This window comes from Microbacterium sp. K2 (assembly GCF_051365005.1).
Taxonomy (GTDB): Bacteria; Actinomycetota; Actinomycetes; order Actinomycetales; family Microbacteriaceae; genus Microbacterium; species Microbacterium foliorum_B.
In genome coordinates this window covers 2434841-2460794 of the sequence record NZ_JBLWII010000001.1, presented here as the reverse complement: position 1 = coordinate 2460794, position 25954 = coordinate 2434841, and the positions used below count along the sequence as shown (strand labels likewise).

The window sequence follows — 25954 nt, the reverse complement described above, 5'->3', positions numbered from 1 at the left end:
CAGGACACCGGGATCAGCGGAGACGGTGAGGGGATCGCTCGACCCCGGCGGTCGTGCAGAACGGGTGCACCACGCCCTGCCCGGGACGCGCGGCATCGCGCGATCGCTCTCCGAGGGGCAGAATAGGACGGTGACATCCCCGGATCCCTTCCGCGTGATCTTCGTGTGCACGGGGAACATCTGCCGCTCTCCGATGGCGGAGGTGGTGTTCCGCGATCTCGCGGAGCGACAGGGCCTGGGCTCGCGGATCGTCTCGCGCAGCGCCGGCACCGGCGACTGGCATCTCGGCGAGCAGGCCGACCATCGCACGATCGATTCGCTCACCCGCCGCGGCTACGACGGCTCGCAGCATCGTGCGAAGCAGTTCACCTTCGCCTCCTTCTCGGAGAACGATCTGGTCGTCGCACTCGACCGCACGCACGAGCGCATCCTGCGCGAATGGGCGCACGATGAAGACGAAGAGGGCAAGGTCACCCTGCTGCTCGCCTTCGACCCCGATGCCCAGAGCCAGGACGTGCCAGACCCCTACTACGCCGGCGCCGAGATGTTCGATTCGGTGCTCGGTATGATTGAGACCGCGACTCGCGGGCTGTTCCGCCAGCTCGAGCCGGCTCTTCGCCAGCCCCGCACGCCCCGCACTCCCGGGGCCCGATCAGGAGGACTCCCCTGACTTTCCAGCCTTCGCTCCCGCCCCAGCCCCTGAGCCCCCTCGACGGTCGCTACCGCGGCGCCGTCACCGGCCTCGCCGACTTCCTCTCTGAGGCGGGTCTGAACCGCGCCAGGGTCGAGGTCGAGGTGGAGTGGCTGATCGCCCTCACCGACCGCTCGCTCTTCGAGACGAGCCCGCTGTCGGATGCGGACAAGGAGCGCCTGCGCGCCCTCTACCGCGACTTCGGCCAGGCCGAGATCGACTGGCTCGCCGAGAAGGAAGCCGTCACCCAGCACGACGTCAAGGCCATCGAGTACCTGGTGCGTGACCGCCTGTCGACGCTCGGCCTCGACAGCATCGCCGAGCTCACGCACTTCGCCTGCACGAGCGAGGACATCAACTCGGCCTCCTACGCGCTCACCGTGAAGCGCGCGGTCGAAGAGGTCTGGCTCCCCGCGCTCGACGTCGTGATCGCCAAGCTCCGCGAGCTGGCGGCCGAGCACGCCGACGCCGCGATGCTCTCCCGCACCCACGGACAGCCGGCCACCCCGTCGACCATGGGCAAGGAGCTCGCCGTCTTCGCGTGGCGTCTCGAGCGCGTGCGCGCCCAGATCGCGGCATCCGACTACCTCGCCAAGTTCTCGGGTGCCACCGGCACCTGGTCTGCGCACATCGCGGCCGACCCCGACGCCGACTGGCCCACGATCTCGCGTGAGTACATCGAGGGCCTGGGTCTCGGCTTCAACCTGCTCACCACGCAGATCGAATCGCATGACTGGCAGGTCGAGCTGTACGACCGGGTGCGTCACGCCGGCGGCATCCTGCACAACCTCGCGACCGACATCTGGACGTACATCTCGCTCGGCTACTTCGCACAGATCCCCGTCGCCGGTGCGACCGGATCGTCGACCATGCCGCACAAGATCAACCCGATCCGGTTCGAGAACGCCGAGGCGAACCTCGAGATCTCCGGCGCCCTGCTCGCGTCGCTCGGACAGACCCTCGTCACGAGCCGCCTGCAGCGCGACCTCACCGACTCGACCACGCAGCGCAACATCGGCGTCGCATTCGGGCACTCGCTGCTCGCGATCGACAACCTGCGCCGCGGGCTCAACGCCATCTCGCTGTCGCGCGACGTGCTGCTCGCCGACCTCGACGTGAACTGGGAGGTTCTCGCAGAGGCCATCCAGACCGTCATCCGCGCCGAGGTCGTCGCCGGTCGCTCGTCGATCACCGACCCCTACGCGCTGCTGAAGGAGCTCACCCGCGGACACCGCGTGGGAGCTGCGGACCTGGCGGAGTTCGTCGAAGGACTCGAGATCGGGGATGCCGCCAAGCAGCGTCTGCTGACCCTCACCCCCGCGTCGTACACAGGCATCGCCGAGCAGCTGGCGAAGTAGTACTCGCGTGTCAGGAGGAGGACGTGCGACCCGGCTTGTCGGAGTCAGGCTCGTCTGACGTCTCGGGGTCGAAGAGCACGGGGCGGTCGACCGTCTTGGTGACGTCGGCGGGGTCGACCACGAGGATCAGCATCGCGAGGAACAGCAGCGTGACGATGAACGCGCCGCCGCCCACCACGAGACCGAGCGCGATCGGCGTGAGCCCCTCGTAGGTGCCGCTGGCGATCGCGTTGTTGACCCGGGCGGTGAACGCCCCCGTCGACACGAGCGTCACCACGGCGGCGAAGATACCGCAGCCGAGGGCGATGCCCAGCAGATGCAGAGGGCGCAGGATGTCGCGCCGGGTGGGCTTGTCGTCGCTCATCGCTCTCCTCCGTGCCCGGCAGGGGCGGGGTCGTTCTCGGCCACGCGCCCCTCGGCGACGGCATCCGCGCGCTTCGGGGTGAGGCCGGCGATGCCGAGGAAGACGGCGACGACCGCCGCGTATCCGCCGAACATGCCGACACCGAGGATGATGCCGGTGAGTTCGAACGCGCCCGCTCCCTCGATCGCGTAGGGCTGCACGAATCCGGCCGGGATCGCGATCAGCAGCACGGCGAGCAGCAGTCCGAACGCGCCGAGGGTGATCGAGTCGCGTGCGTTCGCCTCGCCGGCTCTGCGTGCGCGCAGCCCGACGACGAGCTCGAGGATGCCGGTCGTCACCGACCAGGCGATGACGACGACGAAGAAGAGATCTTCGGTTCGCCAGGCCGGCACTCCGGCGGTCATGCCCGCGACGAAGCTCAGCAGGGCGAAGACCACGGAGGGCCAGCGCTGACCTGCCGGGTGGACGAGCCAGGCGGAGACGATCATCACGAGGCCGGTCGTGAGCACGAAACCGCTGAAGACGGAGAGACCGACGGCCGCCGAGTGATCGGGCGAGAAGGTGATCATCACGGCTGCGGCGGCGGCGAAGAGCGCGCGCAGCAGCTGAACGTGACGCACGGTGAACGCGCGGGCAGGGGCAGACATGAAGATCGAGAGTCCTCCGGGGGTGTTCCCCCCAGTCTACGCGGGGGCGCTGAGTGGGCGCCGACACCGGAAAGGTGTTCGCGGGGCCCGATGGATCTCCCCAGATCGATCATCAGGCCCCGCGACAGAACGCAGCGACGGGGGCGACACTGCGTTGTGGACTGAGTCGCCGTGAGGTCGGGCACCCTGCTCACGATTGCTCAGCCAATAGACCCCAGAAATAGCACCTCGTCCCCTACGCGATGCCAGTGTGGTCGTAAGCTCACTTTAGAACGCGATTCTTCACATACCAGAGGGGGTGCTGTGATGAGCATGGAAAGTGGCATTCGCCGATATGCCGATGTATTCGCGGCGTCCTTCCGTGATGCGATCAATGCACGTGGATTGACTCTCGCTCGGCTGCACCAGCAGCTGCGTGCCCGGGGGAACAGCGTGTCGATGGCGACGCTCAGCTACTGGCGCTCCGGTGCGCGCCGCCCAGAAGGTGCGCAGTCGATGGCCGCCCTCAGCGACATCGAGCAGCTGCTGCACCTCGAACCCGGCTCGCTCACCGCTCTGCTCGGCACGACGAACCGCACCGGACCCCTCGGGCCCAATCTGTTCCCCCTCGACGAGCAGGAACTCGAGGAGGCCGTCAAAGAGGCGTTCGCCGCGCTCGGTGCCGAGTACCCCGACACCTCGCGCGAGCTCACGACGCACTCGGTGACGGATGTGGATGCCGCCGGCAACGTGTCGTACTCGATCACGCGCAGCATCGTGCAGTCGACCGTCGGGACCGTCGAGTCGATCCCGTTCCTCGAGATGACACCGGGCATCAGCACCCCCGCGCCCTTCATCGAAGCGGTGGCCGGAGGCCATATCGCGGCCCGGTACTCGCACCCCAACGGCGAGGTGCACGGCGTGCTGTTCGAGCTCGAGGTGCCCCTGACCGCACCGGGCACCGCGATGGTCGAGTGGTCGGTCGCCTATCCGCCCGACTATCCGCCGCAGCGCGAGACGGGGCACGCCGTCGCCCGGCAGACGAGGGAGCTCTTGGTGTGGACCCGGTTCCATCCCGACGCGCTGCCCGATCGCATCGAAGAGCGCGTCGAGACCCCGGACGGCTCGAAGCTCACGGAGCTGTCGCTCGAAGGCCGCACGTCGGTGCACCAGGTGCGACGCGCGTTCGGCCCGGGCCTGCTCGGCGTCGCCTGGAGCTACGCGGACGGGCGCCCGACCCCCGGCGCCTGATCGCTCAGCCCGGCTGATCGCCGAGCGCGACCGGGCGACCGGCCGTGTTCGACCACTGGCTCCACGAGCCGGGGAAGACCTTCGCCTCGATGCCGATCTCGTCGAGCACCAGCGCCGTGTGCGCCGCCGTGATGCCCGAGCCGCAATAGGCCGCGACAGGTGTGCCTTCGGTCACGCCGACGGCTGCGAAGGTCGCCTGGAGGGTGTGCATGTCGAGGATCCGGCCCTCGGCATCGAGATGAGCGGCCATCGGAACGTTGAGCGCTCCGGGGATGTGCCCCGCGACGGGATCGAGAGGCTCGTGCTCGCCGCGATAGCGGTCGGGCGCACGCACATCGAGCAGCACGCCCGTGTCGGCGAACGAGGCGGCCTCGTCGATCGAGATCGCGTCACCGCCGATCTCGTCGAGGACGACATCACCCGGCTCCGCCTGCACGTCATCGTGTGCGACCGGGAGGCCCGCGGCCGTCCAGGCGCGGATGCCGCCGTCGAGCACGCGCACATCCACTCCGCCCTGACGAAGCAGCCACCAGGCTCGCGATGCGCTGAGCCCCTTCGCGTCGTCGTAGGCCACGACGACATCGCCCTGATTGACGCCCCATCGGCGCGCGGCATCCTGAAGGGTCCGGGTGGAGGGCAGCGGATGCCGTCCCTCAGACGGCTCTCCGTGGGTGGCCAGCTCGGTCGCGAGCGGCACGAAGACCGCCCCCGGGATGTGCCCTGAGAGGTAGTCGGCACGGCCGTCCGGTCGGTCGAGTCGCCACCGCACGTCGATCACACGGACAGGTGTCTCGGACCCCAGCAGTTCGTCCAGTTCGGCGGCGCTCACGAAATTGCTCATGGTTGGAGGCTATCGAGACGCCGCTCGCATCATCCACCCGACCGTATTCCGTCGACATATCGGGCTGTCGGCAGGTTTCGAACGAGGCCTCGCACGGCGCTAGGCTCGACCCGGCCGCGTCGAGAAAGGACAGCATGTCCACTCGATTCCGCTTCATGGGCCTGCGCCGACAGGAGATCGCCCTCATCGCCGTCACCGCAGTGTGGGGCAGCACATTCCTGCTCGTGCACTGGGCGATGCAGCACTCCGGGCCGTGGTTCTTCGTCGGCATCCGGTTCCTGATCGCCGGCCTGATCAGCGTCATCATCTTCCGCCGGGCGCTGCGAGGCATGCGCTGGCGCGACATCGGCGCCGGTGTCGCGATCGGCGTGATGATCTATCTCGGCTACGGTCTGCAGACCGTCGGGCTGCAGACCATCGACTCGAGCACGTCGGCGTTCATCACGGCGATGTACATCCCGCTCGTGCCGCTCGCGCAGTGGGCCGTGTTCCGCAAGCGACCACCGGCGATGGCGTTCGTGGGCGCCGCTCTCGCGTTCCTGGGCCTGCTGTTCATCGCGGGCCCCGACGCCTTCGCGCTGACGCTCGGATCCGGCGAGATCCTGACGCTCATCAGCACGCTGCCGATCGCGGCCGAGATCATCCTGATCAGCGTCTTCGCCGGCAGGATCGACCTCGGCCGGATCACGATCGTCCAGCTCCTCACCGCGGGAGCGCTCGGCATCCTCACCATGCCGGTCGTCGGCGAGGGGGTGCCGGAGTTCTCGTGGATCTGGGTCGGCTGCGCGCTCGGGCTCGGGGCGGCGAGCTGCATCATCCAGCTCACGATGAACTGGGCCCAGAAGTCCGTGTCGCCGACCCGCGCCACGATCATCTACGCGGGCGAGCCGGTGTGGGCCGCCGTGATCGGGCGCATCGCCGGCGAACGCCTGCCCGTCGCCGCGCTGATCGGCGGGGCGCTCGTCGTGCTCGGCATCCTGGCCAGTGAGCTCAAGCTCGTGCGCCGCCGCGAACCGACGCCGACGCCGGACTGACCGTTCAGCGTCGGCGGCGATCGTCTTCGGTGACCCGGTCAGACGGTGAGCAGCACCTTGGTGGCGCGACGCTCGTCCATGGCGCGGTAGCCCTCGGCGGCCTCCTCGAGCGGAAGCGTGAGGTCGAACACCTTGCCGGGGTCGATCTTGCGGTCCCAGATGAGCTGGATCAGCTCGGGGAGGAAGCGGCGCACCGGCGCCGGGCCACCGTGCAGGTGCACACCCGAGAAGAAGAGCTCCTCGCCGGGCAGCGCGACGTCGTGCGAGACGCCGACGTATCCGACGTGACCGCCGGCGCGGGTCGAGCGGATCGCCTGCATCATCGACTCCTGCGTGCCGACGGCCTCGATCACCGAGTGCGCGCCGAGCCCGTTCGTGAGCTCTTTGATGCGGGCGACGCCCTCGTCTCCGCGCTCCTCGACGATGTCGGTCGCGCCGAACTCGCGCGCCAGCGCCTGGCGGTCGGCATGACGGCTCATCGCGATGATCCGCTCGGCGCCGAGTTCACGCGCGGCGAGGATGCCGAGCAGACCCACGGCTCCGTCACCGACGACGGCGACGGTCTTGCCCGGGCCGACCTCTGCGGCGACGGCCGCGAACCAGCCGGTGCCCAGCACATCGGATGCCGCGAGCAGCGACGGGATCAGATCGGCGTCGGGCTGCCCCGGCGTCGCGACGAGCGTGCCGTCGGCGTGCGGGATCAGCGAGTACTCGGCCTGGGTTCCGAAACGCCCCATCGGCACGACGTGCACGCAGCGCGACTGGTATCCGGCCTGGCAGATCTCGCAGGTGTTGTCCGAGGCCATGAACGACCCGACGACGAAATCGCCGACCTTCACGGTCTTCACATCGGCGCCGATCTCCTCGACGACGCCGACGTACTCGTGGCCCATCGGGTCATGATCGACCTCGTTCGCGCCGCGGTAGGGCCACAGGTCGGATCCGCAGATGCAGGTCGCCGCGATCCGGATCACGGCGTCGGTCGGGCGGGTGATGGTCGGCTTCTCGCGATCCTCGACGCGAACGTCGCCGGGCGCGTACATGACTACTCCACGCATGAGTGGTGCTCCTTCGGTCTTGTGGTTCCAGTCAACTCCCGATCTCGCGTGCTCGGGAGGTTCTGAGAGAACTCCTCTCACGGGAATATCGGTGACGTCGCCGCGTTGCACCCGACATGATTGAAACTTCAACCGTCGTTCCGGTCGCCACCGAGCGGACGCGAGTGCGCGTGCCGATGCGCTTCGCCGACGGATTCTCCACCACGGCGGATGTGGTCACATTCGACGGTCTGATCGACGGCCGTGAGCACTTGCTGCTCGGGCTCGGGGACTGGAGGGCGGCCATGGAACGTGCGGCCGACGGCGGCGACGCACCCCTCGTGCGCCCGCACAGCGAATGCCTGACCGGAGACGTGTTCGGCTCGGAGCGCTGCGACTGCGGCCCGCAGCTGCGGGAGGCCGTGCAGCGCATCGCCGAAGACGGCGGGTTCCTGCTCTACCTGCGCCAGGAGGGCCGGGGCATCGGCCTGTACGCCAAGCTCGACGCCTACGCGCTGCAGGATGCAGGGCTCGACACGTACGAGGCGAATGTGGCACTCGGTCGGGGTGAGGACGAGCGCGACTACACGATCGCCGCGCAGATGCTGCAGGCGGTCGGCGTCGACAGCATCCGCCTGCTGAGCAACAACCCCGACAAGGCTGCGCAGCTCGAGGCACTCGGCATCCGCGTCACCGAGCAGGTGCGCACCGGGGTTCACCTGTCGGACGCGAACCACCGCTACCTCGAGGCCAAGCGCGACCACACCTCGCACACGCTCGACCTCTCCGCCGCGTGAGCGAAGCGACGGTCATGAGCGAACGGCGCCTCGCCGACGACGAGATGGCGACCTGGCTGCCGACCATCCGCTTCGTGCAGCTGCTGCCGCAGGTGCTCGACCGCACCCTGAAGGCCGAGACCGGACTCAAGCACTCGCACTACGCGATCCTCGTGACGCTGGCAGGGCAGGGAGACCGCGCGATCCCGATGACCGAGCTCGCCCAGATCGCCGGACTCAGCCGCTCGCGCCTCAGCCACGCGATCGACTCGCTCGAGCATCTCGGCTGGGTGACGCGCACCTCGTGCAGCAGCGACAAGCGCACGCTGACCGCTGCCCTGACGGACGCCGGTCGCGAACTGCTCCGGGCGGCGGCGCCCGTCCATGTGGCGCAGATCCGCGAGCTGATCCTCGATCCCCTGACCGCCGAGGAGCGGGAGCAGCTCGGCACGATCCTCGCGAAGCTGCTCCCCGGCGTCGCCGCCGCGCTCTAGAGGCGACGCCGGTCAGCGTTCCCGGTACTGCCAGTACCTCCCTTCACCGGTCGCGTGCGCGTACGGTCGATGACATGGACACCCGCAGCGAGGTGCGCGAGTTCCTCTCCACGAGGCGCGCACGCATCACCCCCGATCAGGCCGGCCTGCCCGCATTCGGCGGCAACCGCCGGGTGCCGGGGCTCCGCCGAGAAGAGGTGTCGCTGCTCGCCGGCGTCAGCGTCGACTACTACACGCGTCTGGAGCGGGGCGATCTGTCGGGCGTCTCCGACAGCGTGCTCGACGCGCTCGCCCGCGCCCTGCAGCTCGACGAGGCCGAGACCGCGCACCTGTTCGACCTCGCCCGCACGGCGAACGCCTCACCGGTCGCCCGCAAGCCGCGCAAGAAGGTCGAGACGCTGCGTCCCAGCATCCTGCGCCTGCTCGACGCGATGACCGAGGCTCCCGCGATCGTGCGCAACAACTACTTCGACTACCTCGCGGCGAACGCGCTGGGCCGCGCCCTCTACGCGCCGCTCTTCACGACCCCGGTGCCGAACAGCGCGCGCTTCGCTTTCCTCGACCCGGCGGCGCAGGAGTTCTACCCCGAGTGGGAGCGCAACACCCAGGAGCTCGTCGCTGCGATGCGCGGCGAGGCCGGGCGCAACCCGTTCGACCGCAAGCTCACGGATCTCGTGGGAGAGCTGTCGACCCGCAGCGAGCGGTTCCGCACCCTGTGGGCCGCGCACAACGTGCGCTTCCACGGCAGCGGCGTCAAACGCATCAACCACCCGGTCGTGGGCGAGATGGAGCTGACCTACGAGGCGTTCGAGCTGCCCGCCGACGCCGGATTGCAGATGTCGACGTACACGGCAGAGCCCGGGACGGCGTCGGAGGAGAAACTGCGGATGCTGGCGAGCTGGGCGGCGACGGACGCGGCCGTCGCCGCGCCCGAGACCGTGTCGCCGGAGCGCACCGAGGCCTGAGCGCGAGCGTTCTGCTCTGAGCAGAACCTCTCGAATCCGCCGACGACCGCGGATTATCGTGAGGCATGGCCGACCTCGTCCCGTTCCCCCGCGCACCTCGCCCCGCTCGCCCTCGCCCCAGCGAACCCGAACCTCTGTGGCGCCAGATGCTCGGCGACCAGCTGCGGCGCCGACGACACGACCGCGACGAGACGCTGACCGAGACGGCCGAGAACGCCGGAGTCTCGCCGCAATACCTCTCAGAGGTCGAACGAGGACTCAAAGAGCCGTCGAGCGAGATGATCGCCGCCATCGCGGGAGCCCTCGACACCTCGCTGATCGAGCTGGCGAGCGGCGTCGCCGACGAGCTGCGTCAGGTGACGGCGGCTCCGGCATCCGCCCCTGCATCCGCCGCGGTGTCGGTCTCCCGCGGCGCTTTCGCCCTCGCCGCCTGAGCCGTCTGCTCCCTCGCTGTTCTCACCCCACATCCCCCGCGTCCCCGGCGGTGCGGGGTCAATAGTGCACCGGATCCGGCCGTGCGGGATGCGATATTGACCACCCACCGCGAGCGGGATGCGTTATTGACCCCGCACCGCCCGTCAGACCGCCCGCTCCCCCAAGACGGTGTCGATCAGCCCGTACTCGAGGGCTGCGGATGCCGTGAAGACGCGATCGCGGTCGGTGTCGGCCCGCAGCTCGGTCAGTGACCGGCCGCTGTGCCTGGCGAGGATCGCCTCCATGTCCGCCCGCACTCGCACGACCTCGTCGGCCGCGAGGATGAGGTCGGGAATCGCCCCGCGTGACTGCCCGGCGGGCTGATGCAGCACGATGCGGGCGTGAGCCAATGCCGCCCGCTGACCCGGCGCCCCCGCAGCGACCAACAGCGCGGCTGGTCCGATCGCCTGCCCGACGCACGTCGTCGCGACCGAGGGGCGGATGTGCTGGATCGTGTCGTAGATCGCGAGCGCCGCCCCCGGGTCGCCGCCTTCGCTGTTGATGTAGAACTGCACGCCCGCGTCCTGACTGTCGGCATCGAGATGCAGCAGCTGCGCGATGAGCGCGTTGGCCACCCCGGCGTCGATGCCGGTGCCCAGATAGATGACCCGCTCGGCGAGCAGATGCGAGTAGACGTCCATCACACGTTCGCCCCGCGGATGCTGCGCGATGACGTTCGGGATCGTGTAGCCGCTCATGCGCTCGCCCCCAGTCCGACGCGGGCTCGTCGACGCGGCATGAGATCCGCGAGCGAATCGACGATCTCGTCGATGAAGCCATAGTCCTTCGCCTGCGCCGCGGTGTACCAGCGGTCGTGCAGCGAGTCCTCGAAGATGCGGTCCACGGGCTGCCCCGTGTCGGCGGCGATCAGCCCGAGCACCGTGTCGCGCATGTGCCTCAGGTCGTCGGCCTGCGTCTCGATCTCGCCGGCCGAGCCGCCGATGCCGGCCGACCCCTGATGCATGAGGATGCGCGCGTGCGGCAGCGCCCTGCGCTTGCCCTTCGTGCCGGCCGAGAGCAGGAACTGCCCTGCGCTGCAGGCGAGCCCCAGCGCGAGGGTCGACACATCGTTCGGCACCATCTTCATGAGGTCGCGGATGGCGAGCATCGACGGCACCGAGCCTCCGGGCGAGTGGATCCACAGGGCGATGTCGGTCGTCGGATCCTCGGCCGAGAGAGTGAGCAGCTGCGTCATGAGCAGCGTGCCGTTGTCGTCGTCGAGGGCTCCGTCGAGCACGAGCACGCGCTCATGGAACAGGGCTCGTCGGGCCTCGGGGCCGAACTGCGGGATGGGGTTGTCTTCGCTCATGGCCCCAGCATCCGTCTCCGAGAACGTGCGTGGCGCGGTATCCGCCCTCGGCAGATCCGCCTGAGGCAGATCGCGCGTCGACCTGCACGGATGTGCACGCGTAACACCCCCGACTCACGACGCTCCTACCCTCGAAGCATGGCTAAGCAGCAGACACCCGAGTGGCAGTGGTCCGAAGACGGCATCAACTTCCGCACCCGCAAATGGGTGAAGCCCGAAGACCTCAACGCGAACGGATCGCTGTTCGGCGGCAGCCTGCTCAAGTGGATCGACGAGGAGGCCGCGATCTACGCGATCGTGCAGCTGGGCAACTACCGCGCGGTGACCAAGCACATCTCCGAGATCAACTTCGAGGCCTCGGCCGTGCAGGGCGACCTGATCGAGATCGGCCTGCAGGCGACCCACTTCGGCACCACTTCTCTGACCATGCGCGCGGTCGCCCGCAACATGATCACCCGCAAGCGCATCCTCACGATCGAGAAGATCGTGTTCGTGAGCCTCGACGAAGACGGTCTGCCGACACCTCACGGATACAAGGAGATCACCTACAACCGCGATCGGATGCCGACCGAGCGCATCGCGACGGGCACGATCCGCCTGCCCTAGGAGCTGGTCAGCCGCTCCGCAGGCATCGAGGCAACGGGCGCGCCCGCCCGCGACAGTGCCGCGAACGCCCGGGCGAGGTCGGCGATCAGGTCGTCGACGTTCTCGAGACCGATCGACAGCCGCAGCACATCCGCGTCGGGGCGGGCCTCTGCGGGCACCGGCCGGTGCGTGAGCGCGGCCGGATGCTGGATCAGCGAATCGACGCCTCCCAGCGACACGGCGTGCGTGAACAGCGATGTCGTCGAGGTGACGGCGGATGCCGCTGCGTACCCGCCCTGCATCCGCATCGCGATCATGGCCCCGGTGCCGCGCATCTGGCGCGCGAGGACGCCGTCGGGATCGTCGTCGAGGCCGGGATAGAAGACCTCCGCGATCTCTGGCCGGTCGATCAGCCACTGCACGATGCGGCGAGCGCTCTCCTGCTGTGCCCGCATGCGCACCGGAAGGGTCGTGAGCCCGCGGTGCAGCAGGTAGGCGCCGAGCGGGTGCAGGAGCCCGCCCGTCACTGCGCGCACCCGGCGCAGCGCCTCAGCGGTCTGCTCGCTGCAGGCCACCACACCGGCGATCACATCGCCGTGCCCGCCGAGGTACTTCGTGGCGCTGTGCAGCGACATGGCCGCGCCGTGGTCGAGGGGGTTCTGCAGCACGGGCGTCGCGAAGGTGTTGTCGACGACGACCGGCACGGCTCCGGCCTGCGCCACCACCGCAGCGATGTCGGCGATCTCGAGGGTCGGGTTGGCGGGCGTCTCGACCACCACGAGTCCCGTGTCCGGGCGGATCGACGCGGCGACTTCGGCAGGGTGGCAGTACGTGGTCTGCACACCCAGCAGGCCCGAGCCGAGCAGATGGTCGGTGCCGCCGTAGAGGGGGCGCACCGCCACCACGTGGTTCTTGCCGGCAGCCGGTCCGTGCGCGAGGATCACCGCGGTCATCGCCGCCATGCCCGAGGCGAAGGCGACTGATGCCTCGGCGTGCTCGAGCTCGGCGAGGGCGTCTTCGAACCGCGCCACGGTCGGGTTCCAGAGCCGCGCGTAGACCATGCTGCCGTCGGCGGGCGGCCGCCCACCCGTCGCCATCGCCTCGTACGAGTCGCCACCGCGCTCGATGTCGGGCAGCGGGTTGGTCGTCGACAGGTCGATCGGCAGAGCGTGGACGCCGAGTCCTTCGAGGTCTGAGCGGCCGCTGTGCACGGCGACGGTGTCTGGATGCAACGGTGCAGTCATGCCTGCCACGTTGCCCGAATCACGATCGATGCGCAGAAATTCGACAGCATCCGTCGTGTTCTGAGTGGTTCCCGATATTCTGAGCGAACATGCGACCACAGGGAGGTGCGGGCATTGGCGAAAGCACAACTCGACGAGATCGATCTCGAGATCCTCGCCGTGCTCACCCGCGACGCCGAGGTCACGAACAAGGCTCTCGCGCACGGGCTGGGCCTGGCGGAGTCCACGTGCGCCCATCGCGTGCGAGCGCTGCGTGAGCGCGGGATCATCCGCGACACCCGCATCCGGGTCGACGGGGCGGCTCTCGGCCTGCCCCTGCAGGCGATCATCAAAGTGCGCCTCGCGAATCACACCGGCGCCAAGGTCACGGCGCTCTTCGACGCGCTCGCGAGCATCCCCCGGGTGCTGCAGGTGTTCCACGTCGCGGGCGTCGACGACTTCCTCGTGCACGTCGCGGTGCAGGATGCCACCGCTCTGCGCGACATCGTGCTCGAGCACATCACGATCCACCCCGTGGTCCGCGGCACCGAGACGCAGCTGGTGTTCGAGCTCCGCGACGGGGCCGGTCTGCTCGCGCGCTGAGCGGATCGTGGGCGAGGATGGACTGGTCCGTCGAGCAAGGGAGCCCCGAATGAGCCGCAGCGCCACCGCAGCCACGACCGCGATCAGGGAGATGCGCGACTTCCTCTTCGCGAACGCGACGGACTACGCGGCGGCGCGAGAAGGATTCGTCTGGCCGTCGCCCACCGAGTTCAACTTCGCGCTCGAGTGGTTCGACGTGATCGCGGGTGAGACGCCCGACCGCCCTGCCGTGCAGATCGTGTCGGCCGATCTCAGTCTCGAGTCGTGGACCTATGGAGAGCTGGCCGCCCGCTCAGACCAGGTCGCGGCCTGGCTGACCGGCCTCGGCATCCGACGAGGCGACCACGTCATCGTGATGCTCGGCAACACCATCGAGCTGTGGGAGGTGATGCTCGCCATCACCAAGATCGGCGCGGTGTCGATCCCGACGTCGACCCTGCTCTCGGCATCCGACCTCGCCTACCGCGTCGAGCACGGCCGGGCCCGCGCGATCGTCACGCTCGGCAGCCTCGGTGAGCGCATCGCCGACATCGACGCCGACGTGCTTCGCATCGGAGTGGGTGACGGCATGCCGGCGGAGTGGACGCGCTTCGACGACTCCTCCGACGCGCCGACGACCTTCGAACCGGACGCCGCCACGCCGGCCGACGACACGGCCCTGCTCTACTTCACGAGCGGCACGACCAGCCGCCCGAAGCTCGTGCAGCACACGCACGTCTCGTACCCGATCGGACACCTGTCGACCATGTGGTGGCTGGGCGTGCGACCTGATGACGTGCACCTGAACATCTCGTCGCCGGGATGGGCGAAGCATGCATGGTCGAGCTTCTACTCGCCGTTCCTCGCCGAGGCGACGGTCTTCGTCTACAACTACGACCGGTTCGACGCGAACACCCTGATGCAGGTCATGGACACGCACCACGTCTCGACGTTCTGCGCCCCGCCGACGGTGTGGCGGATGCTGATCCAGGCCGACCTCGCGCGGCTCACCCACCCGCCGCGCGAGCTCGTGGGGGCCGGTGAGCCGCTGAACCCGGAGGTCATCGACCGGGTGCGCGAGGCGTGGGGCGGCACGATCCGCGACGGCTTCGGGCAGACCGAGATGACGGCCTGTGTGGGCAACTCTCCCGGTCAGCCCGTGAAGGTCGGCTCCATGGGCCGCCCGCTGCCCGGGTACCCGGTCGTGCTGATCGACCCCGCCACCGGAGAGATCGCCGAGCACGAGGGCGAGATCGCGCTCGACCTGACCCACCCTCCGGTCGGGCTCATGGCCGGGTACTACGACGATCCCGACAAGACGGCCGAGTCTCGCGTCGGCGGTTACCACCACACCGGTGACATCGCCCAGCGGGATGCCGACGGGTATCTGACCTATATCGGCCGGGCAGACGACGTGTTCAAAGCCTCCGACTACAAGATCTCACCGTTCGAGCTCGAGTCGGTGCTGTTGGAGCACGACCTCGTGATCGAGGCGGCGGTGATCCCGAGCCCCGACCCGACGCGGCTCGCGGTTCCGAAGGCGTACGTGTGCCTGCACCCCGACGCGGTCGGTGCCGAGGCCGACGCCGCCCGCTCGATCTTCGCCTACGCCCACGACCGCCTGTCGTCGCACCTGTGGGTGCGGATCATCGAGTTCGTCCCCGAGCTGCCCAAGACGATCTCGGGCAAGATCCGCCGCGTCGAGCTGCGCGCCAGAGAGGCCGATCGCGTGACCTCAGGAGACGAGGCCGCGCAGCACCGCGACCGCGACTACCGCTGACGAGCTCTCAGCCTGCCAGCGCGGGCTGACTGCCTGTGCTCGGCGTCACCGTCGTGCTGCGTGGCACGGCAACCGGATCCGGTGCGTCGACGAGAGCCTGGACGCGCGCTGCGCGGGCCGCTTCGCGTGCCGGCTCACCCGCGCTCACGATGCCTCGACCCACGGCTCCGACCACCAGCATCGCGACGAGCGCCGCGCCTGAGATCAGCAGCGGCGTCCACTGGTTCGCGAACGATGCCGTGGAGCTGAGCATCGCGCTCGGAATCCACAGACCGACCGCTCCACCGGCGAGACCCGCCGCGCCGCGCATGATCGCGACCCCTGCGATGAGCGCACACAGCGCTGCGAGCACAGCTCCCGCCACTCCGATCGGCACCAGAATCGATGCCAGTTCGCTTGCCACCCTTGACGATGTCATCACGACCCCCCGGTCCGCGGAATCTCCGCACTACCAACATTACGAAGTGTCGGCATGATGGACATCCATCTCAAGGATGATGTTCTGCAACCGTGACGAGCTGTTCAGCGACGCGTCAACCGCCCGAAACGTGAGGTCTTGACCACGCGCACCGGCTGAGTGACGACCGCATCGACGACCATCGAGCCGTCCGTCGGTCCGATGATCGCCATCGCCGATGTCTCGGTGGACTCGATCGGGTCGACCGGCATGCGAGCGAGCGAGCGATGAGCGCGCACATACGCCGGCACCAGCAGCACGATCGCGCCGAGCCAGGCGAGAGGGTTGCTGAGCGCGACGCCCTCGAAGCCGATCATCGCGCCGAGAACGATGGCGGCACCCACGCGCATCACCAGCTCGATGACCCCCGTGACGGTGGGCACGAGCGTGTGACCGAGGCCCTGCAGTGCACCGCGCAGCACGAACAGCACGCCGAGCGCCCAGTAACCGCATCCGTTGATGATCAGCATGAGGTGTGCGAGGTCGACGACCTCATCCGCTGCGGCGCCCTCGCCGACGAACAGCCGCACCAGGGGTGCACCGAACGCGATGATGACGACTCCGAGCGCGATGCCGGCGGCGATCGCCATCCAGGTGCCCTCGACGACACCGCGGCGGATGCGGTCGGGGCGGCGTCCACCCAGGTTCTGCGCCGTGTACATCGATGAGGCGAGACCCAGCGACGAGAGGAACGCCACGGCGAGGCCGTCGACGCGGGACGCCGTCGTGTAGGCGGCGACGGCATCGGAGCCGAGGGTGTTCAGCGCCACCTGCACGACGAGCGTGCCGATCGCGATGATCGACGCCTGGAAACCCATCGGCAGGCCGAGGCGCAGGTGCTCCCTGAAGTCGTCGCGGGCGACGCGCCAGTCGGCCCGACGCAGGTGCAGCATCGGCAGCCGACGGCGCACGAACTCGAGGCACAGCGCGACCGACACGGCCTGGGCGACGACGGTCGCGAGGGCAGCGCCGCCCACGCCCCAGTCGAGCGGGCCGACCATGAGGATCACGAGGCCGACATTGAGCGCACACGACACCGTGAGGAAGATCAGCGGCGTGCGCGAGTCGCCGATCGCGCGGATGATCGCCGAGAGGTAGTTGAAGAACATCGTCGCGCTCGCGCCGATGAAGCTGATCTGCGTGAAGACCGTGGCCTCGGGCATGAGCTCGGCCGGCGTCTGCAGCAGGGCGAGCGTCGGTGCCGCGATCAGCGGCGCGACGATCGTGAGCACCACGCTCGTGATGCCGGTCAGGATCACACCCGTGGCGACCGAGCGGCGCACCGCCGCACCGTCACCCGCGCCGAACGCCTGAGCGATGGGGATCGCGAAGCCGCTCGTCAGGCCCCAGGCGAAACCGATCAGCAGGAACAGCAGGCTGCCGGTCGCGCCGACGGCGGCGAGAGATTCGACGCCGAGGTGCCGGCCGACGACGACGGCATCGGCGAACTGGTACATCTGCTGCACGACATTGCCGAGCAGCAGGGGGATCGAGAACGACAGGATGACGCGCCACGGGCGGCCCGTGGTGAGAGAGGTGGCCATGAGAGGAGCGGCTCGCAGAACTGGGGGGATGATCGGGGGTCGAACCAGGATATCGAATCGATTCGGTTAACTGCCATCCCCGATCGGCCATTACGGTCGGAAGGATGCCGCAGCGGGACGCGGCGCCCAACACCGGAGGTTCGAGCGATGACGACAGAGAGAACACGGGGATCCGTCGGGGTGGACGGAACCGCCGACGGCGACGACCAGCACTTGAAGAGGGCCCTGAGCAACCGTCACATCCAGCTGCTCGCGATCGGCGGCGCCATCGGCACCGGCCTCTTCATGGGCAGCGGCAAGACGATCTCGGTCGCCGGCCCCTCGGTGATCTTCGTCTACATGATCATCGGCTTCATGCTCTTCTTCGTCATGCGGGCGATGGGCGAGCTGCTGCTGTCGAACCTCAAGTACAAGTCGTTCAGCGACTTCGCGAGCGACCTGCTCGGCCCGTGGGCCGGCTTCTTCACCGGATGGACGTACTGGTTCTGCTGGGTCGTCACCGGAGTGGCGGATGTGATCGCGATCGCGGGGTACACGGATGCGCTGATCCCCGGCATCCCGTTGTGGATCCCCGGCGTGCTCGTGATCGTCATCCTGCTCGCACTGAACCTGCCCACCGTCGCCGCGTTCGGCGAGATGGAGTTCTGGTTCGCGCTCATCAAGATCATCGCGATCGTCGCGCTCATCGTCACGGGTCTCGTGATGATCTTCACCGGCTTCCAGCACGATGCGGGAACCGCGAGCTTCAGCAACCTGTGGGTCCACGGCGGCATGTTCCCGCACGGCTTCATGGGCTTCGTCGCCGGGTTCCAGATCGCGGTGTTCGCCTTCGTCGGCGTCGAGCTCGTCGGCACCGCCGCGGCCGAGACCAAGGACCCCGAGAAGAACCTGCCCAAGGCGATCAACGCGATCCCGATCCGCATCCTGCTCTTCTACGTGGGTGCGCTCGTGATCCTGATGGCGGTCACCCCGTGGACCGAGTACGTCGCCGGCGAGAGCCCGTTCATCGCGATGTTCGCCCTCGCGGGCCTCGGCATCGCCGCGACGGTCGTGAACCTCGTGGTGCTGACCTCGGCCATGTCGAGCGCCAACTCAGGCATCTACTCGACCTCGCGCATGGTCTTCGGTCTCGCGAAAGACGGTGACGCACCGCGCATCTTCGGCCGGCTGTCGAAGCGAAGGGTGCCGCAGAACGCGCTGTTCCTGTCGTGCATCCTGCTGTTCTCGGGCGTCGTGCTGCTCTATGCGGGTGAAGACATCGGCACCGCGTTCGACATGGTGACCACGGTGTCGGCCGTGTGCTTCATGTTCGTCTGGACGATCTTCCTGTGCAGCTACCTCGTCTACCGGCGCCGGCGGCCCGAGAAGGTCGCGGCGTCGAAGTTCCGCATGCCGGGCGGCGTCTTCATGGTCTACGTGGTGCTCGCGTTCTTCGTGTTCATCCTCTGGGCACTGACGACCCAGCCCGACACGCTGACCGCGCTGCTGGTGACGCCGATCTGGTTCGTACTGCTGTTCGTGTCGTGGCTGTTCGTACGCACGTCGCAGAACCATCTGACCCATCACGCAGCGCACATCGCCTACCTGCGCGACGACTCCCCGGAGTAGCCGCGGGCGGATGAAGGAGGGTCTGACAGCCCCTCCCTCATCGTCGATGCCGCGCGTAGCGTCGGACTCGGCTGCATGGGAATGTCACAGAGCTACGGGCCGAACCCCGGCACCCGCGACGAGATGATCGGCGTGCTGAGGTCGGCTCTCGACCTCGGCGTCACCGTCTTCGACACCGCGGAGGTCTACGGCCCCTATGTGAACGAGGAGCTGGTCGGCGAGGCTCTCGAGCCCATCCGCGACCAGGTCGTCATCGCGACGAAGTTCGGCTGGCGCATCGAAGACGGCAAGAGCGTCGGGCTCGACAGCCGGCCGGAGCAGATCCGTCGCGTCGCCGAGCAGTCGCTGCGTCGCCTGCGCACCGACGTGATCGACCTCTTCTACCAGCACCGTGTCGACCCGGATGTGCCGATCGACGACGTCGCAGGCACGGTGGCCGAGCTGATCGCCGAGGGCAAGGTGAGGCACTTCGGGCTGTCCGAGGCATCGGCCTCGACGATCCGCCGGGCCCATGCCGTGCAGCCCGTCACGGCGCTGCAGAGCGAGTACTCGCTGTGGACGCGCGACCCTGAGGCCGAGATCCTGCCCACACTCGGCGAGCTCGGCATCGGCTTCGTGCCGTTCAGCCCGCTCGGCAAGGGGTTCCTCACCGGCACGGTCGATCGCACCACCTCATTCGCCGACGGCGACATCCGCGGCACGATCCCGCGCTTCAGCGAGGAGAACCGGGCGGCGAACGAGGCATTGGTGGGCCACGTCGCCTCGCTCGCGGAGTCCAAGGACGCCTCCCCCGGCCAGATCGCCCTCGCGTGGCTGCTCGCTCGGGAGCCGTGGATCGTGCCGATTCCCGGCACGAGGCGCACGTCGCGGATCGCCGAGAACGCCGGAGCGACGGCTGTGGCGCTGTCGGCCGACGAGATGGCGGATCTCGATCGGCTCGCCGATCGGGTCGGCGTGCAGGGCGACCGGTACAACCCGCAGCAGATGTCGTTCGTCGATCGTTGAGCGCGCGAGTGCGCTGGGTAGTCTGAGGCGGATGACTCCGCCCCGCACCTACCCGGCCACGATCGCCGCGCCCGTGGGGCACGAACTCATCATCAAGAAGTCGCGGTTCATCGCGACCGTCGAGCCGGTCACCTCGGTCGAGGACGCGGATGCCGTGATCGCGCGCATCCGCAAGCAGTGGTGGGATGCGCGGCACAACTGCACCGCGATGGTCACCGGTCTGCTCGGCGATCAGGCCCGCTCGTCGGATGACGGTGAGCCGTCCGGAACCGCGGGAGTGCCGATGCTCGAGGTGCTGCGACGGCGTGAGCTGACGGACGTCGTGACAGTGGTGACCCGCTACTTCGGCGGCGTGAAGCTCGGCGCCGGCGGGCTCGTGCGGGCCTACTCGACCGCTGTCTCGGAAGCCCTCGATCTCGCATCGCTCGTGCACCGCCAGTCTCTGACCCAGGTGACGATCGACGTCGCGCAGGCGGATGCCGGACGCTTCGACAACCTTCTGCGCGACTGGGTGCCGCGTCACGGCGCGACGCTCGGCGAGCCCCGGTACGCAGCGCTGGCGACTTTCGAGGTGTGGGTGCCCGCGCAGGAGCTCGACCGGCTCGCGGATGACATCGCGGCGGCATCCGCCGGTTCCGTCGTGCCGGTGATCGGCGTCGAGCGCGTCGTCGACGTGCCGGCTTGACCCCGGCCGACGGCCACGGCTGATCCACAACAGCGTCCGGATATTCTGGATGCCGCGATCTCGGAAGGAGAGCGATGTTCGACAGCCCGCTCTCGGCTTCTGCCTACGAGATCCTCGGTGTGGACCCGACCGTCGACGACGACGAGCTGCGGCGCGCCTACCGTCGTCGCCTGCGCCAGTCCCACCCCGACACGGGTGGTGACGCCGCCGTGTTCATCCAGGTGCAGCGAGCGTGGGAGCTGATCGGCACCCCCGAGGGCCGCGCCGCCTACGACCGTCGCTCGGGTGCGCACCCCGGCATCCCGGCCGAGCCTGAGTGGAACGGCTGGCGACCGCAGTCGGCCGCCCGCACCGACACCCGCCCCCGGGCACGGTCGTACGGCCACCCCGGCGGCTGGCGCCGCGAGCGCTACCTGTCGCTGATCCGCGAGTGGGCCGGCCGCGGCGTCGAGGTGCCCGACCCCTACGACCCCGCGCTCGTGCGCTCGGCCCCGCGCGACCTGCGACGCCTGCTCGCCGATGCTCTCGCCGAAGAGGCGACCGCCCGCACCGTGAGCGCCCTCGGCATGGGCTTCACGGTGTGGCACGACGTCGCCACAGGAGCGGATGCCGACGACAAGCTCGACCACGTCGTGCTCAGCCCGTCCGGCCTCTACGGCATCATGTCGGAGGACTTCGGCGGGGTCGTCGGGTTCCGGCGAGGCGAGATCACCGGCCCGAGCCTCGGCACCCGCGCACCCGTCACCGCGGCTCTCGCGCGCATGCGCACCGTCGCCAAAGCCGCCCGCGTGAAGTTCGGCGGACTCATCATGGTGCTCCCCGACGATGATCTGGCCCAGGCCGTCACGCCGCTGGGCAGCAGCCGCGGCGTGCCCGTCGTGGTCGTGCGTCGCAGCGCGCTCTCGATGGTGCTGCGCCAGGGAGTCCCCGGCGCCCGTGCCATCGGCGGCAACGAGCTCTTCGACGTGCGCACCCGGCTGCAGCAGACCGTCACCTTCGTCTGACGCGGGTCCTCCGGGAGATCGAGAGGAGCTCTTGACCGCGGTCATCAAACCGGTTTACACTCGCTTCACCCGCATTCGTCAAACCGGTTAAATCGTGCCGTGCCGAGTGCTCAGGGGTCAACCCGGAAGTTCCACGAGGAGGTGGCATGAGCCGCACGACGATCGCCGACGTCGCCCGCGAGGCCGGCGTCACCAAGGCCACCGTCTCGCACGCGATGAGCGGCAAGCGTCCCATCTCCGACGACACCAGGGCCAAGGTGCTCGCCGCCGCTGAGAAGCTGAACTGGGTGCCGAGCCAGAGCGCCCGCGCGCTGGCCACCCAGAAGGCCAACGCGATCGCGGTCGTGCTGGCCCGCGACCCTGAGGTCATCGCGAACGACTCGTTCTTCCCCGCGTTCATCGCCGGTGTCGAGTCGGTGCTGGCCGAGACCGAGACCGCCCTGATCCTGCAGGTGGTTCCCGATCGCGCAGCCGAAGAGCGGGCCTACCGGTCGCTCAGTCACGGTCGCGCGGATGGCGCCCTGCTGCTCGACCTGAGAAACGATGACTGGCGCGTGCCGCTGCTCGAAGAGCTCGACCTCCCGTCGGTGCTGGTCGGCGCCTACGAGCAGCCGACCAGGTTCTCCTGCGTGCGCACCGATGACGACTCGCCCGTGCGCGAGATCATCGCTCACCTGCGCACCGAGGGGCATGAGCGCATCGCGCACGTCTCGGGTCCGCTCGACTACGTGCACTCCCGGGTGCGGGCTGATGCCTACATCGACGCCGTGGGCGGCGATGCTCTGCTGCGCGAAGGCGACTTCACCGCCTCGAGCGGCCGCGAGCGCACCGCCGAACTGCTCGCGCTGCCCGAGCGCCCGACCGCCATCCTGTACTCGAACGACACCATGGCGATCGCCGGGCTGTCATTCGCACGGTCGGGCGGCCTCAGCATCCCCCGGGATCTCGCGATCGCCGGCTTCGACGACGACCACCTCTCGGCTCATCTCTCCCCCGCGTTGACGAGCGTCTCATCGGGCCCTGCCGCGCGGGGACGCGCCGCCGCCCGCCTGCTGCAGGCCGACATCCTCGGTGCCGAGCCGCGCACAGAGGTCGTCGACTGCAACGTCGTGCACTTCCGGGAGAGCACCACCCGCTAGACGATCACCCGAACCATCGCGTCAAGGAGGACAACATGAAGAAGAAGATCCGCGCAGCAGCGCTCCTGGGAGCCGTCGCACTGGTCGCCACCGGCTGCTCGTCCGGTGGCGGAGGCGGCGACGCCTCGGCCGAGGGCACCGGCTCGATCGACATCTGGCTGTCGAACAACGAACAGGAGGTCGCCTGGGGCACCGCCGTGGTCGAGGCCTGGAACGCCGAGCACCCCGACGAGCAGGTCAACGCTCAGGAGATCCCCGCCGGTTCGTCGTCGGAAGAGGCGATCACCGCGGCCATCACCGCCGGCACCGCTCCGTGCCTCGTCTACAACGTGGCTCCGGCGGCGGTGTCAGGCTGGGTCAAGCAGGGCGGACTCGTCGACCTCAGCACCATGGAGGGCGGCAGCGACTACATCACCGAGCGCGGCGGCGAGGTCGACTCGTACGCGACCGACGGCAGCTTCTACCAGCTGCCGTGGAAGTCGAACCCGGTCATGGTGATGTACAACAAGGCCCTGTTCGAGGCGGCGGGCATCGATCCCGAAGACCCCCAGATGGCCTCGTACGACGAGTTCCTCGCCGGGTCACGCGCGATCGTCGAATCCGGAGTGCAGAGCGCGATCTGGCCGGCACCCACCAGCGAGTTCTACCAGCCCTGGTTCGACTTCTATCCCCTGTACCTCGCCGAGACCGACGGCACGATGCTCGTCGAAGACGGCGCGGCGACGGTCGACTCGGATGCCGGGCGCGAGGTCGCGGAGTTCTGGAAGACCTTCTACGACGAGAAGCTCTCGCCCAACGAGGCATCGACCGATGACGCGATGTCTGCGGGGACGACCGCCATGCAGCTCGCCGGACCGTGGGCCATCCCGTCGTATGCCGAGACCGTCGACGTCGGGTTCATGCCTGTGCCGACCAGCGACGGCCGGGAGAACCCCACGACGTTCGCAGACTCTAAGAGCGTCTCGATGTTCACCGCGTGCGAGAACCAGGGCACCGCGTGGGAGTTCCTGAAGTTCTCGACGAGCGTCGACAGCGACGGACAGCTGCTCGAGGCGACGGGCCAGATGCCGATGCGCACCGACCTCACCGAGACCTACGCCGACTACTTCGACGCGAACCCGAACTACGTGGCGTTCGCCGAGCAGGCCGAGGCCACGGCAGACGTGCCCAGCATCCCCAACTCTGTCGAGGCCTGGCAGGCGTTCCGCGACGAGTACTCCGCCGCCGTGATCTTCGGCAAGGAGTCGATCGACGACTTCCTGAAGAACGCCGCGACGAAGATCGACGACCTCGTCGCCGAGTGATCTCGTGACCCTCCGAGACGACGCGGTCGCGGGCGTGGCCGGGGGCACCGCCGCCCCGGCCCCGTCCGCGGGCCGGTCACCGAGGGCGCGGTTGCGCACCCAAATGTCGGGTGCGCAACCCATCGGCGGCCTCTTCGCCCTGCCGTATCTGGTCTTCGTGCTGGCGATCTTCGCGTTCCCACTGGGATTCGCGGTCTACATCGCCTTCCACGACTACTTCTTCACGGCCCCCAATGTCGAAGTCGACCGGCCGTTCGTGGGCTTCGACAACTTCGTCACCGTGCTCACCGACCCGAGGGTTCTCGGATCGTTCCGCAACACCCTGATCTTCCTCGTGATCAACGTGCCGCTCACCGCCGTGCTCTCGCTCGTGCTCGCGGCAGCGCTGAACACCGGCATCCGCTGGGTGGCCGCCTACCGCGTGGCGTTCTACGTGCCGTATCTGACGGCGAGCGTCTCGCTCGTCGGAGTCTGGATGCTGCTGTTCTCGGGCAACGGTCTGATCAACACGATCCTCGGGCCACTCGCCCCCGATCCGTCATGGCTGGTGAACAGCGGTCTCGCGATGCCGATGATCGCGCTGTACGTCACGTGGAAGCAGCTGGGCTTCTACATCCTGCTGTACCTCGCGGCCCTGCAGAACGTGCCGAAAGAGCTCTACGAATCGGCCGAGACCGACGGTGCCGGCGCGTTCTCGCGCTTCTGGAACGTCACGGTTCCCGGTGTGCGCAGCGCCACCACGCTCGTGCTGATCCTGTCGATCATCACCGGAGCGAACCTCTTCACCGAGCCGTACCTGCTCACGAACGGCGGCGGCCCCGACGGCGCCTCCTCGACACCCGTGCTGCTCATCTATCAACTGGGCATCCAGCAGCAGAACCCCGACACCGCGGCCGCGATCGGCATGGTCCTCGTGATCCTGGTCGGCATGCTGTCGCTCGCCGCCAACCGTGCAACCAGGGAGCGATGACCATGAGACGCAAGCGTTCACTGCCCCGCATCCTGAGCCTGATCCTGCTCACGGTCGCGGCGATCGGCTTCGCCTTCCCGTTCTACTTCATGCTGGTCGGGGCGTTCCAGGAGAACCCGACGAACTCGCCCGACGAGCTGTTCCCGACGAGCGGCTGGACGGTCGACAACTTCCTCGCGATCGACTCCCGCATCGACCTGGCCGGCTCCCTGCTCAACTCGCTGATCTTCACGGCCGGCGTGCTGCTGGGAACCGTCGTGTTCGGCCTGCTCGCCGGGTACGCGATCGCGCGACTCGACTTCCGAGGTCGCGGCGTCATCTGGGTGCTCATGCTGCTGGTGCAGATGGTGCCCTTCCAGCTGCTGATGATCCCGCTGTACGTGCAGATCACCCGCAACTACGGGCTCGGCGACTCGTACATGGGCATGATCCTGCCGTTCCTCATCAACACGACGGCGGTGTTCATCTTCGTGCAGTTCTTCAAGGCGCTGCCGGTCGAGATCTTCGAGGCCGCCCGCATCGACGGCGCAGGGGAGATCCGCCTGCTGACCTCGGTGGCGATCCCCTTGATCAAGCCGGTGCTCGTGACAGTCGTGCTCGTCACCTTCATCGGTCCATGGAACGAGTTCCTCTGGCCGTTCCTCATCACGAAGGACGCATCGCTGCAGCCGCTCGCCGTGTCTCTCGCGAACTACATCTCGAACGTCGCACAGTCCACGGCGAACCCGAACGGAGCGATCCTCGCGGGTGCGACCGCGCTGGCCTTCCCCGTCGTGATCCTCTTCATCGTCTTCCAGCGCTTCTTCCGGGCCACCGACCTCGGTGCGGCCGTCAAGGGCTGATCCGCC

General features: G+C 68.5%; 28 protein-coding genes. 19 read left to right on the top strand and 9 right to left on the bottom strand.

What is annotated here, in order from left to right; all coding sequences use genetic code 11:
- Positions 1-130: 130 nt before the first annotated feature.
- Both ACLKOY_RS11985 and purB read left to right on the top strand, forming a co-directional pair.
- Positions 131-670 (top strand): low molecular weight protein-tyrosine-phosphatase, encoded by a 540-nt coding sequence (locus tag ACLKOY_RS11985; protein ID WP_181164262.1) that lies wholly within the window; start codon positions 131-133, stop codon positions 668-670.
- On the top strand, positions 667-2049 hold the full coding sequence (gene purB, locus ACLKOY_RS11980) for an adenylosuccinate lyase (protein ID WP_436454121.1): 1383 nt from the start codon (positions 667-669) through the stop codon (positions 2047-2049). Before ACLKOY_RS11985 ends, purB begins: the two co-directional genes overlap by 4 nt.
- A gap of 10 nt (positions 2050-2059) precedes the next feature.
- Here purB and ACLKOY_RS11975 read toward each other — a convergent pair whose 3' ends face one another.
- Both ACLKOY_RS11975 and ACLKOY_RS11970 read right to left on the bottom strand, forming a co-directional pair.
- Positions 2060-2413: a hypothetical protein gene (locus ACLKOY_RS11975; RefSeq protein WP_140038431.1), complete on the bottom strand. Its 354-nt coding sequence runs from the start codon at positions 2411-2413 to the stop codon at positions 2060-2062.
- Positions 2410-3060: an acyl-CoA synthetase gene (locus tag ACLKOY_RS11970; RefSeq protein WP_436453800.1), complete on the bottom strand. Its 651-nt coding sequence runs from the start codon at positions 3058-3060 to the stop codon at positions 2410-2412. Before ACLKOY_RS11970 ends, ACLKOY_RS11975 begins: the two co-directional genes overlap by 4 nt.
- Positions 3061-3366: 306 nt before the next feature.
- Between ACLKOY_RS11970 and ACLKOY_RS11965 the strand changes: the two genes are divergently transcribed.
- On the top strand, positions 3367-4290 hold the full coding sequence (locus ACLKOY_RS11965; protein ID WP_436453799.1) for a hypothetical protein: 924 nt from the start codon (positions 3367-3369) through the stop codon (positions 4288-4290).
- Positions 4291-4294: 4 nt separating this feature from the next.
- Here the strand turns inward: ACLKOY_RS11965 and ACLKOY_RS11960 are convergent, their stop codons facing one another.
- On the bottom strand, positions 4295-5131 hold the full coding sequence (locus ACLKOY_RS11960; RefSeq protein ID WP_436453798.1) for a sulfurtransferase: 837 nt from the start codon (positions 5129-5131) through the stop codon (positions 4295-4297).
- Between the two features lie 134 nt (positions 5132-5265).
- Here ACLKOY_RS11960 and ACLKOY_RS11955 point away from each other — a divergent pair, with 134 nt between their 5' ends.
- Positions 5266-6165, top strand: coding sequence for a DMT family transporter (locus tag ACLKOY_RS11955; RefSeq protein WP_436453797.1), 900 nt, complete (start codon positions 5266-5268; stop codon positions 6163-6165).
- A gap of 38 nt (positions 6166-6203) precedes the next feature.
- Here the strand turns inward: ACLKOY_RS11955 and ACLKOY_RS11950 are convergent, their stop codons facing one another.
- The gene (locus tag ACLKOY_RS11950; RefSeq protein ID WP_436453796.1) at positions 6204-7223 is read right to left on the bottom strand and encodes a zinc-dependent alcohol dehydrogenase family protein; all 1020 of its coding nucleotides are present in this window, start codon (positions 7221-7223) and stop codon (positions 6204-6206) included.
- A 116-nt stretch (positions 7224-7339) separates the two neighbouring features.
- Here ACLKOY_RS11950 and ACLKOY_RS11945 point away from each other — a divergent pair, with 116 nt between their 5' ends.
- From ACLKOY_RS11945 to ACLKOY_RS11930, 4 genes are all read left to right on the top strand, one after another.
- On the top strand, positions 7340-7999 hold the full coding sequence (locus tag ACLKOY_RS11945; RefSeq protein WP_436453795.1) for a GTP cyclohydrolase II: 660 nt from the start codon (positions 7340-7342) through the stop codon (positions 7997-7999).
- Between the two features lie 14 nt (positions 8000-8013).
- Positions 8014-8472, top strand: a complete 459-nt coding sequence (locus tag ACLKOY_RS11940) for a MarR family winged helix-turn-helix transcriptional regulator (RefSeq protein ID WP_436453794.1) — start codon at positions 8014-8016, stop codon at positions 8470-8472.
- A 74-nt stretch (positions 8473-8546) separates the two neighbouring features.
- Entirely contained in the window at positions 8547-9437 is an 891-nt protein-coding gene (locus ACLKOY_RS11935; RefSeq protein ID WP_436453793.1) for a helix-turn-helix transcriptional regulator, read from the top strand.
- A gap of 65 nt (positions 9438-9502) precedes the next feature.
- Positions 9503-9871 carry a helix-turn-helix domain-containing protein gene (locus ACLKOY_RS11930; protein ID WP_436453792.1) on the top strand — a complete coding sequence of 123 codons (369 nt, stop codon included), beginning with the start codon at positions 9503-9505 and terminating at the stop codon, positions 9869-9871.
- Positions 9872-10015: 144 nt separating this feature from the next.
- Here ACLKOY_RS11930 and ACLKOY_RS11925 read toward each other — a convergent pair whose 3' ends face one another.
- Positions 10016-10609 (bottom strand): ClpP family protease, encoded by a 594-nt coding sequence (locus ACLKOY_RS11925; protein WP_436453791.1) that lies wholly within the window; start codon positions 10607-10609, stop codon positions 10016-10018.
- Positions 10606-11220, bottom strand: coding sequence for a ClpP family protease (locus ACLKOY_RS11920; RefSeq protein WP_436453790.1), 615 nt, complete (start codon positions 11218-11220; stop codon positions 10606-10608). The genes ACLKOY_RS11925 and ACLKOY_RS11920 overlap by 4 nt, the downstream gene beginning before the upstream one ends.
- Positions 11221-11358: 138 nt before the next feature.
- Here ACLKOY_RS11920 and ACLKOY_RS11915 point away from each other — a divergent pair, with 138 nt between their 5' ends.
- Positions 11359-11826 carry an acyl-CoA thioesterase gene (locus tag ACLKOY_RS11915; RefSeq protein WP_400863663.1) on the top strand — a complete coding sequence of 156 codons (468 nt, stop codon included), beginning with the start codon at positions 11359-11361 and terminating at the stop codon, positions 11824-11826.
- Here ACLKOY_RS11915 and ACLKOY_RS11910 read toward each other — a convergent pair.
- The gene (locus ACLKOY_RS11910) at positions 11823-13049 is read right to left on the bottom strand and encodes a trans-sulfuration enzyme family protein (RefSeq protein ID WP_436453789.1); all 1227 of its coding nucleotides are present in this window, start codon (positions 13047-13049) and stop codon (positions 11823-11825) included. The genes ACLKOY_RS11915 and ACLKOY_RS11910 overlap by 4 nt on opposite strands.
- A gap of 114 nt (positions 13050-13163) precedes the next feature.
- Here ACLKOY_RS11910 and ACLKOY_RS11905 point away from each other — a divergent pair, with 114 nt between their 5' ends.
- Both ACLKOY_RS11905 and ACLKOY_RS11900 read left to right on the top strand, forming a co-directional pair.
- Positions 13164-13631: an Lrp/AsnC family transcriptional regulator gene (locus ACLKOY_RS11905; protein WP_436453788.1), complete on the top strand. Its 468-nt coding sequence runs from the start codon at positions 13164-13166 to the stop codon at positions 13629-13631.
- Positions 13632-13680: 49 nt separating this feature from the next.
- Entirely contained in the window at positions 13681-15390 is a 1710-nt protein-coding gene (locus tag ACLKOY_RS11900) for an AMP-binding protein (protein WP_436453786.1), read from the top strand.
- A 7-nt stretch (positions 15391-15397) separates the two neighbouring features.
- Here ACLKOY_RS11900 and ACLKOY_RS11895 read toward each other — a convergent pair whose 3' ends face one another.
- Together ACLKOY_RS11895 and ACLKOY_RS11890 are read right to left on the bottom strand one after the other, a co-directional pair.
- The gene (locus tag ACLKOY_RS11895) at positions 15398-15793 is read right to left on the bottom strand and encodes a hypothetical protein (RefSeq protein ID WP_436453785.1); all 396 of its coding nucleotides are present in this window, start codon (positions 15791-15793) and stop codon (positions 15398-15400) included.
- 119 nt (positions 15794-15912) lie between these two features.
- Complete coding sequence (locus ACLKOY_RS11890; protein WP_436453784.1) at positions 15913-17391, bottom strand: MATE family efflux transporter; 1479 nt, start codon at positions 17389-17391, stop codon at positions 15913-15915.
- Between the two features lie 147 nt (positions 17392-17538).
- Here ACLKOY_RS11890 and cycA point away from each other — a divergent pair, with 147 nt between their 5' ends.
- The 8 genes from cycA to ACLKOY_RS11850 all read left to right on the top strand — a co-directional run bounded on the left by cycA (position 17539) and on the right by ACLKOY_RS11850 (position 25948).
- A complete protein-coding gene (gene cycA / locus ACLKOY_RS11885; protein ID WP_436453783.1) occupies positions 17539-18999 on the top strand; it encodes a D-serine/D-alanine/glycine transporter in 1461 nt (486 codons plus the stop codon).
- Between the two features lie 39 nt (positions 19000-19038).
- Positions 19039-20004 (top strand): aldo/keto reductase, encoded by a 966-nt coding sequence (locus tag ACLKOY_RS11880; RefSeq protein WP_436454120.1) that lies wholly within the window; start codon positions 19039-19041, stop codon positions 20002-20004.
- Positions 20005-20035: 31 nt separating this feature from the next.
- The gene (locus ACLKOY_RS11875) at positions 20036-20689 is read left to right on the top strand and encodes an IMPACT family protein (protein ID WP_436453782.1); all 654 of its coding nucleotides are present in this window, start codon (positions 20036-20038) and stop codon (positions 20687-20689) included.
- A 74-nt stretch (positions 20690-20763) separates the two neighbouring features.
- A complete protein-coding gene (locus tag ACLKOY_RS11870) occupies positions 20764-21693 on the top strand; it encodes a J domain-containing protein (protein ID WP_436453781.1) in 930 nt (309 codons plus the stop codon).
- 146 nt (positions 21694-21839) lie between these two features.
- Positions 21840-22832 carry a LacI family DNA-binding transcriptional regulator gene (locus ACLKOY_RS11865; protein ID WP_436453780.1) on the top strand — a complete coding sequence of 331 codons (993 nt, stop codon included), beginning with the start codon at positions 21840-21842 and terminating at the stop codon, positions 22830-22832.
- Positions 22833-22867: 35 nt separating this feature from the next.
- Positions 22868-24136, top strand: coding sequence for an extracellular solute-binding protein (locus ACLKOY_RS11860; RefSeq protein WP_436453779.1), 1269 nt, complete (start codon positions 22868-22870; stop codon positions 24134-24136).
- Between the two features lie 103 nt (positions 24137-24239).
- Entirely contained in the window at positions 24240-25106 is an 867-nt protein-coding gene (locus tag ACLKOY_RS11855; protein ID WP_436454118.1) for a carbohydrate ABC transporter permease, read from the top strand.
- A gap of 2 nt (positions 25107-25108) precedes the next feature.
- Complete coding sequence (locus tag ACLKOY_RS11850; protein WP_363573498.1) at positions 25109-25948, top strand: carbohydrate ABC transporter permease; 840 nt, start codon at positions 25109-25111, stop codon at positions 25946-25948.
- Positions 25949-25954 lie beyond the last annotated feature (6 nt).

Bases quoted from the DNA above. Each gene is read 5' to 3' on its own strand.
- ACLKOY_RS11910 (WP_436453789.1), bottom strand. From the start codon at position 13,049: ATGACTGCACCGTTGCATCCAGACACCGTCGCCGTGCACAGCGGCCGC.
- ACLKOY_RS11850 (WP_363573498.1), top strand. From the start codon at position 25,109: ATGAGACGCAAGCGTTCACTGCCCCGCATCCTGAGCCTGATCCTGCTC.
- ACLKOY_RS11935 (WP_436453793.1), top strand. From the start codon at position 8,547: ATGGACACCCGCAGCGAGGTGCGCGAGTTCCTCTCCACGAGGCGCGCA.
- ACLKOY_RS11920 (WP_436453790.1), bottom strand. From the start codon at position 11,220: ATGAGCGAAGACAACCCCATCCCGCAGTTCGGCCCCGAGGCCCGACGA.
- ACLKOY_RS11915 (WP_400863663.1), top strand. From the start codon at position 11,359: ATGGCTAAGCAGCAGACACCCGAGTGGCAGTGGTCCGAAGACGGCATC.
- ACLKOY_RS11970 (WP_436453800.1), bottom strand. From the start codon at position 3,060: ATGTCTGCCCCTGCCCGCGCGTTCACCGTGCGTCACGTTCAGCTGCTG.
- ACLKOY_RS11960 (WP_436453798.1), bottom strand. From the start codon at position 5,131: ATGAGCAATTTCGTGAGCGCCGCCGAACTGGACGAACTGCTGGGGTCC.
- ACLKOY_RS11955 (WP_436453797.1), top strand. From the start codon at position 5,266: ATGTCCACTCGATTCCGCTTCATGGGCCTGCGCCGACAGGAGATCGCC.
- ACLKOY_RS11875 (WP_436453782.1), top strand. From the start codon at position 20,036: ATGACTCCGCCCCGCACCTACCCGGCCACGATCGCCGCGCCCGTGGGG.
- ACLKOY_RS11930 (WP_436453792.1), top strand. From the start codon at position 9,503: ATGGCCGACCTCGTCCCGTTCCCCCGCGCACCTCGCCCCGCTCGCCCT.
- ACLKOY_RS11855 (WP_436454118.1), top strand. From the start codon at position 24,240: ATGTCGGGTGCGCAACCCATCGGCGGCCTCTTCGCCCTGCCGTATCTG.
- ACLKOY_RS11900 (WP_436453786.1), top strand. From the start codon at position 13,681: ATGAGCCGCAGCGCCACCGCAGCCACGACCGCGATCAGGGAGATGCGC.
- ACLKOY_RS11975 (WP_140038431.1), bottom strand. From the start codon at position 2,413: ATGAGCGACGACAAGCCCACCCGGCGCGACATCCTGCGCCCTCTGCAT.
- ACLKOY_RS11860 (WP_436453779.1), top strand. From the start codon at position 22,868: ATGAAGAAGAAGATCCGCGCAGCAGCGCTCCTGGGAGCCGTCGCACTG.
- ACLKOY_RS11940 (WP_436453794.1), top strand. From the start codon at position 8,014: ATGAGCGAACGGCGCCTCGCCGACGACGAGATGGCGACCTGGCTGCCG.
- ACLKOY_RS11890 (WP_436453784.1), bottom strand. From the start codon at position 17,391: ATGGCCACCTCTCTCACCACGGGCCGCCCGTGGCGCGTCATCCTGTCG.
- ACLKOY_RS11965 (WP_436453799.1), top strand. From the start codon at position 3,367: ATGAGCATGGAAAGTGGCATTCGCCGATATGCCGATGTATTCGCGGCG.
- ACLKOY_RS11870 (WP_436453781.1), top strand. From the start codon at position 20,764: ATGTTCGACAGCCCGCTCTCGGCTTCTGCCTACGAGATCCTCGGTGTG.
- ACLKOY_RS11925 (WP_436453791.1), bottom strand. From the start codon at position 10,609: ATGAGCGGCTACACGATCCCGAACGTCATCGCGCAGCATCCGCGGGGC.
- ACLKOY_RS11945 (WP_436453795.1), top strand. From the start codon at position 7,340: ATGATTGAAACTTCAACCGTCGTTCCGGTCGCCACCGAGCGGACGCGA.
- ACLKOY_RS11950 (WP_436453796.1), bottom strand. From the start codon at position 7,223: ATGCGTGGAGTAGTCATGTACGCGCCCGGCGACGTTCGCGTCGAGGAT.
- cycA (WP_436453783.1), top strand. From the start codon at position 17,539: ATGACGACAGAGAGAACACGGGGATCCGTCGGGGTGGACGGAACCGCC.
- ACLKOY_RS11865 (WP_436453780.1), top strand. From the start codon at position 21,840: ATGAGCCGCACGACGATCGCCGACGTCGCCCGCGAGGCCGGCGTCACC.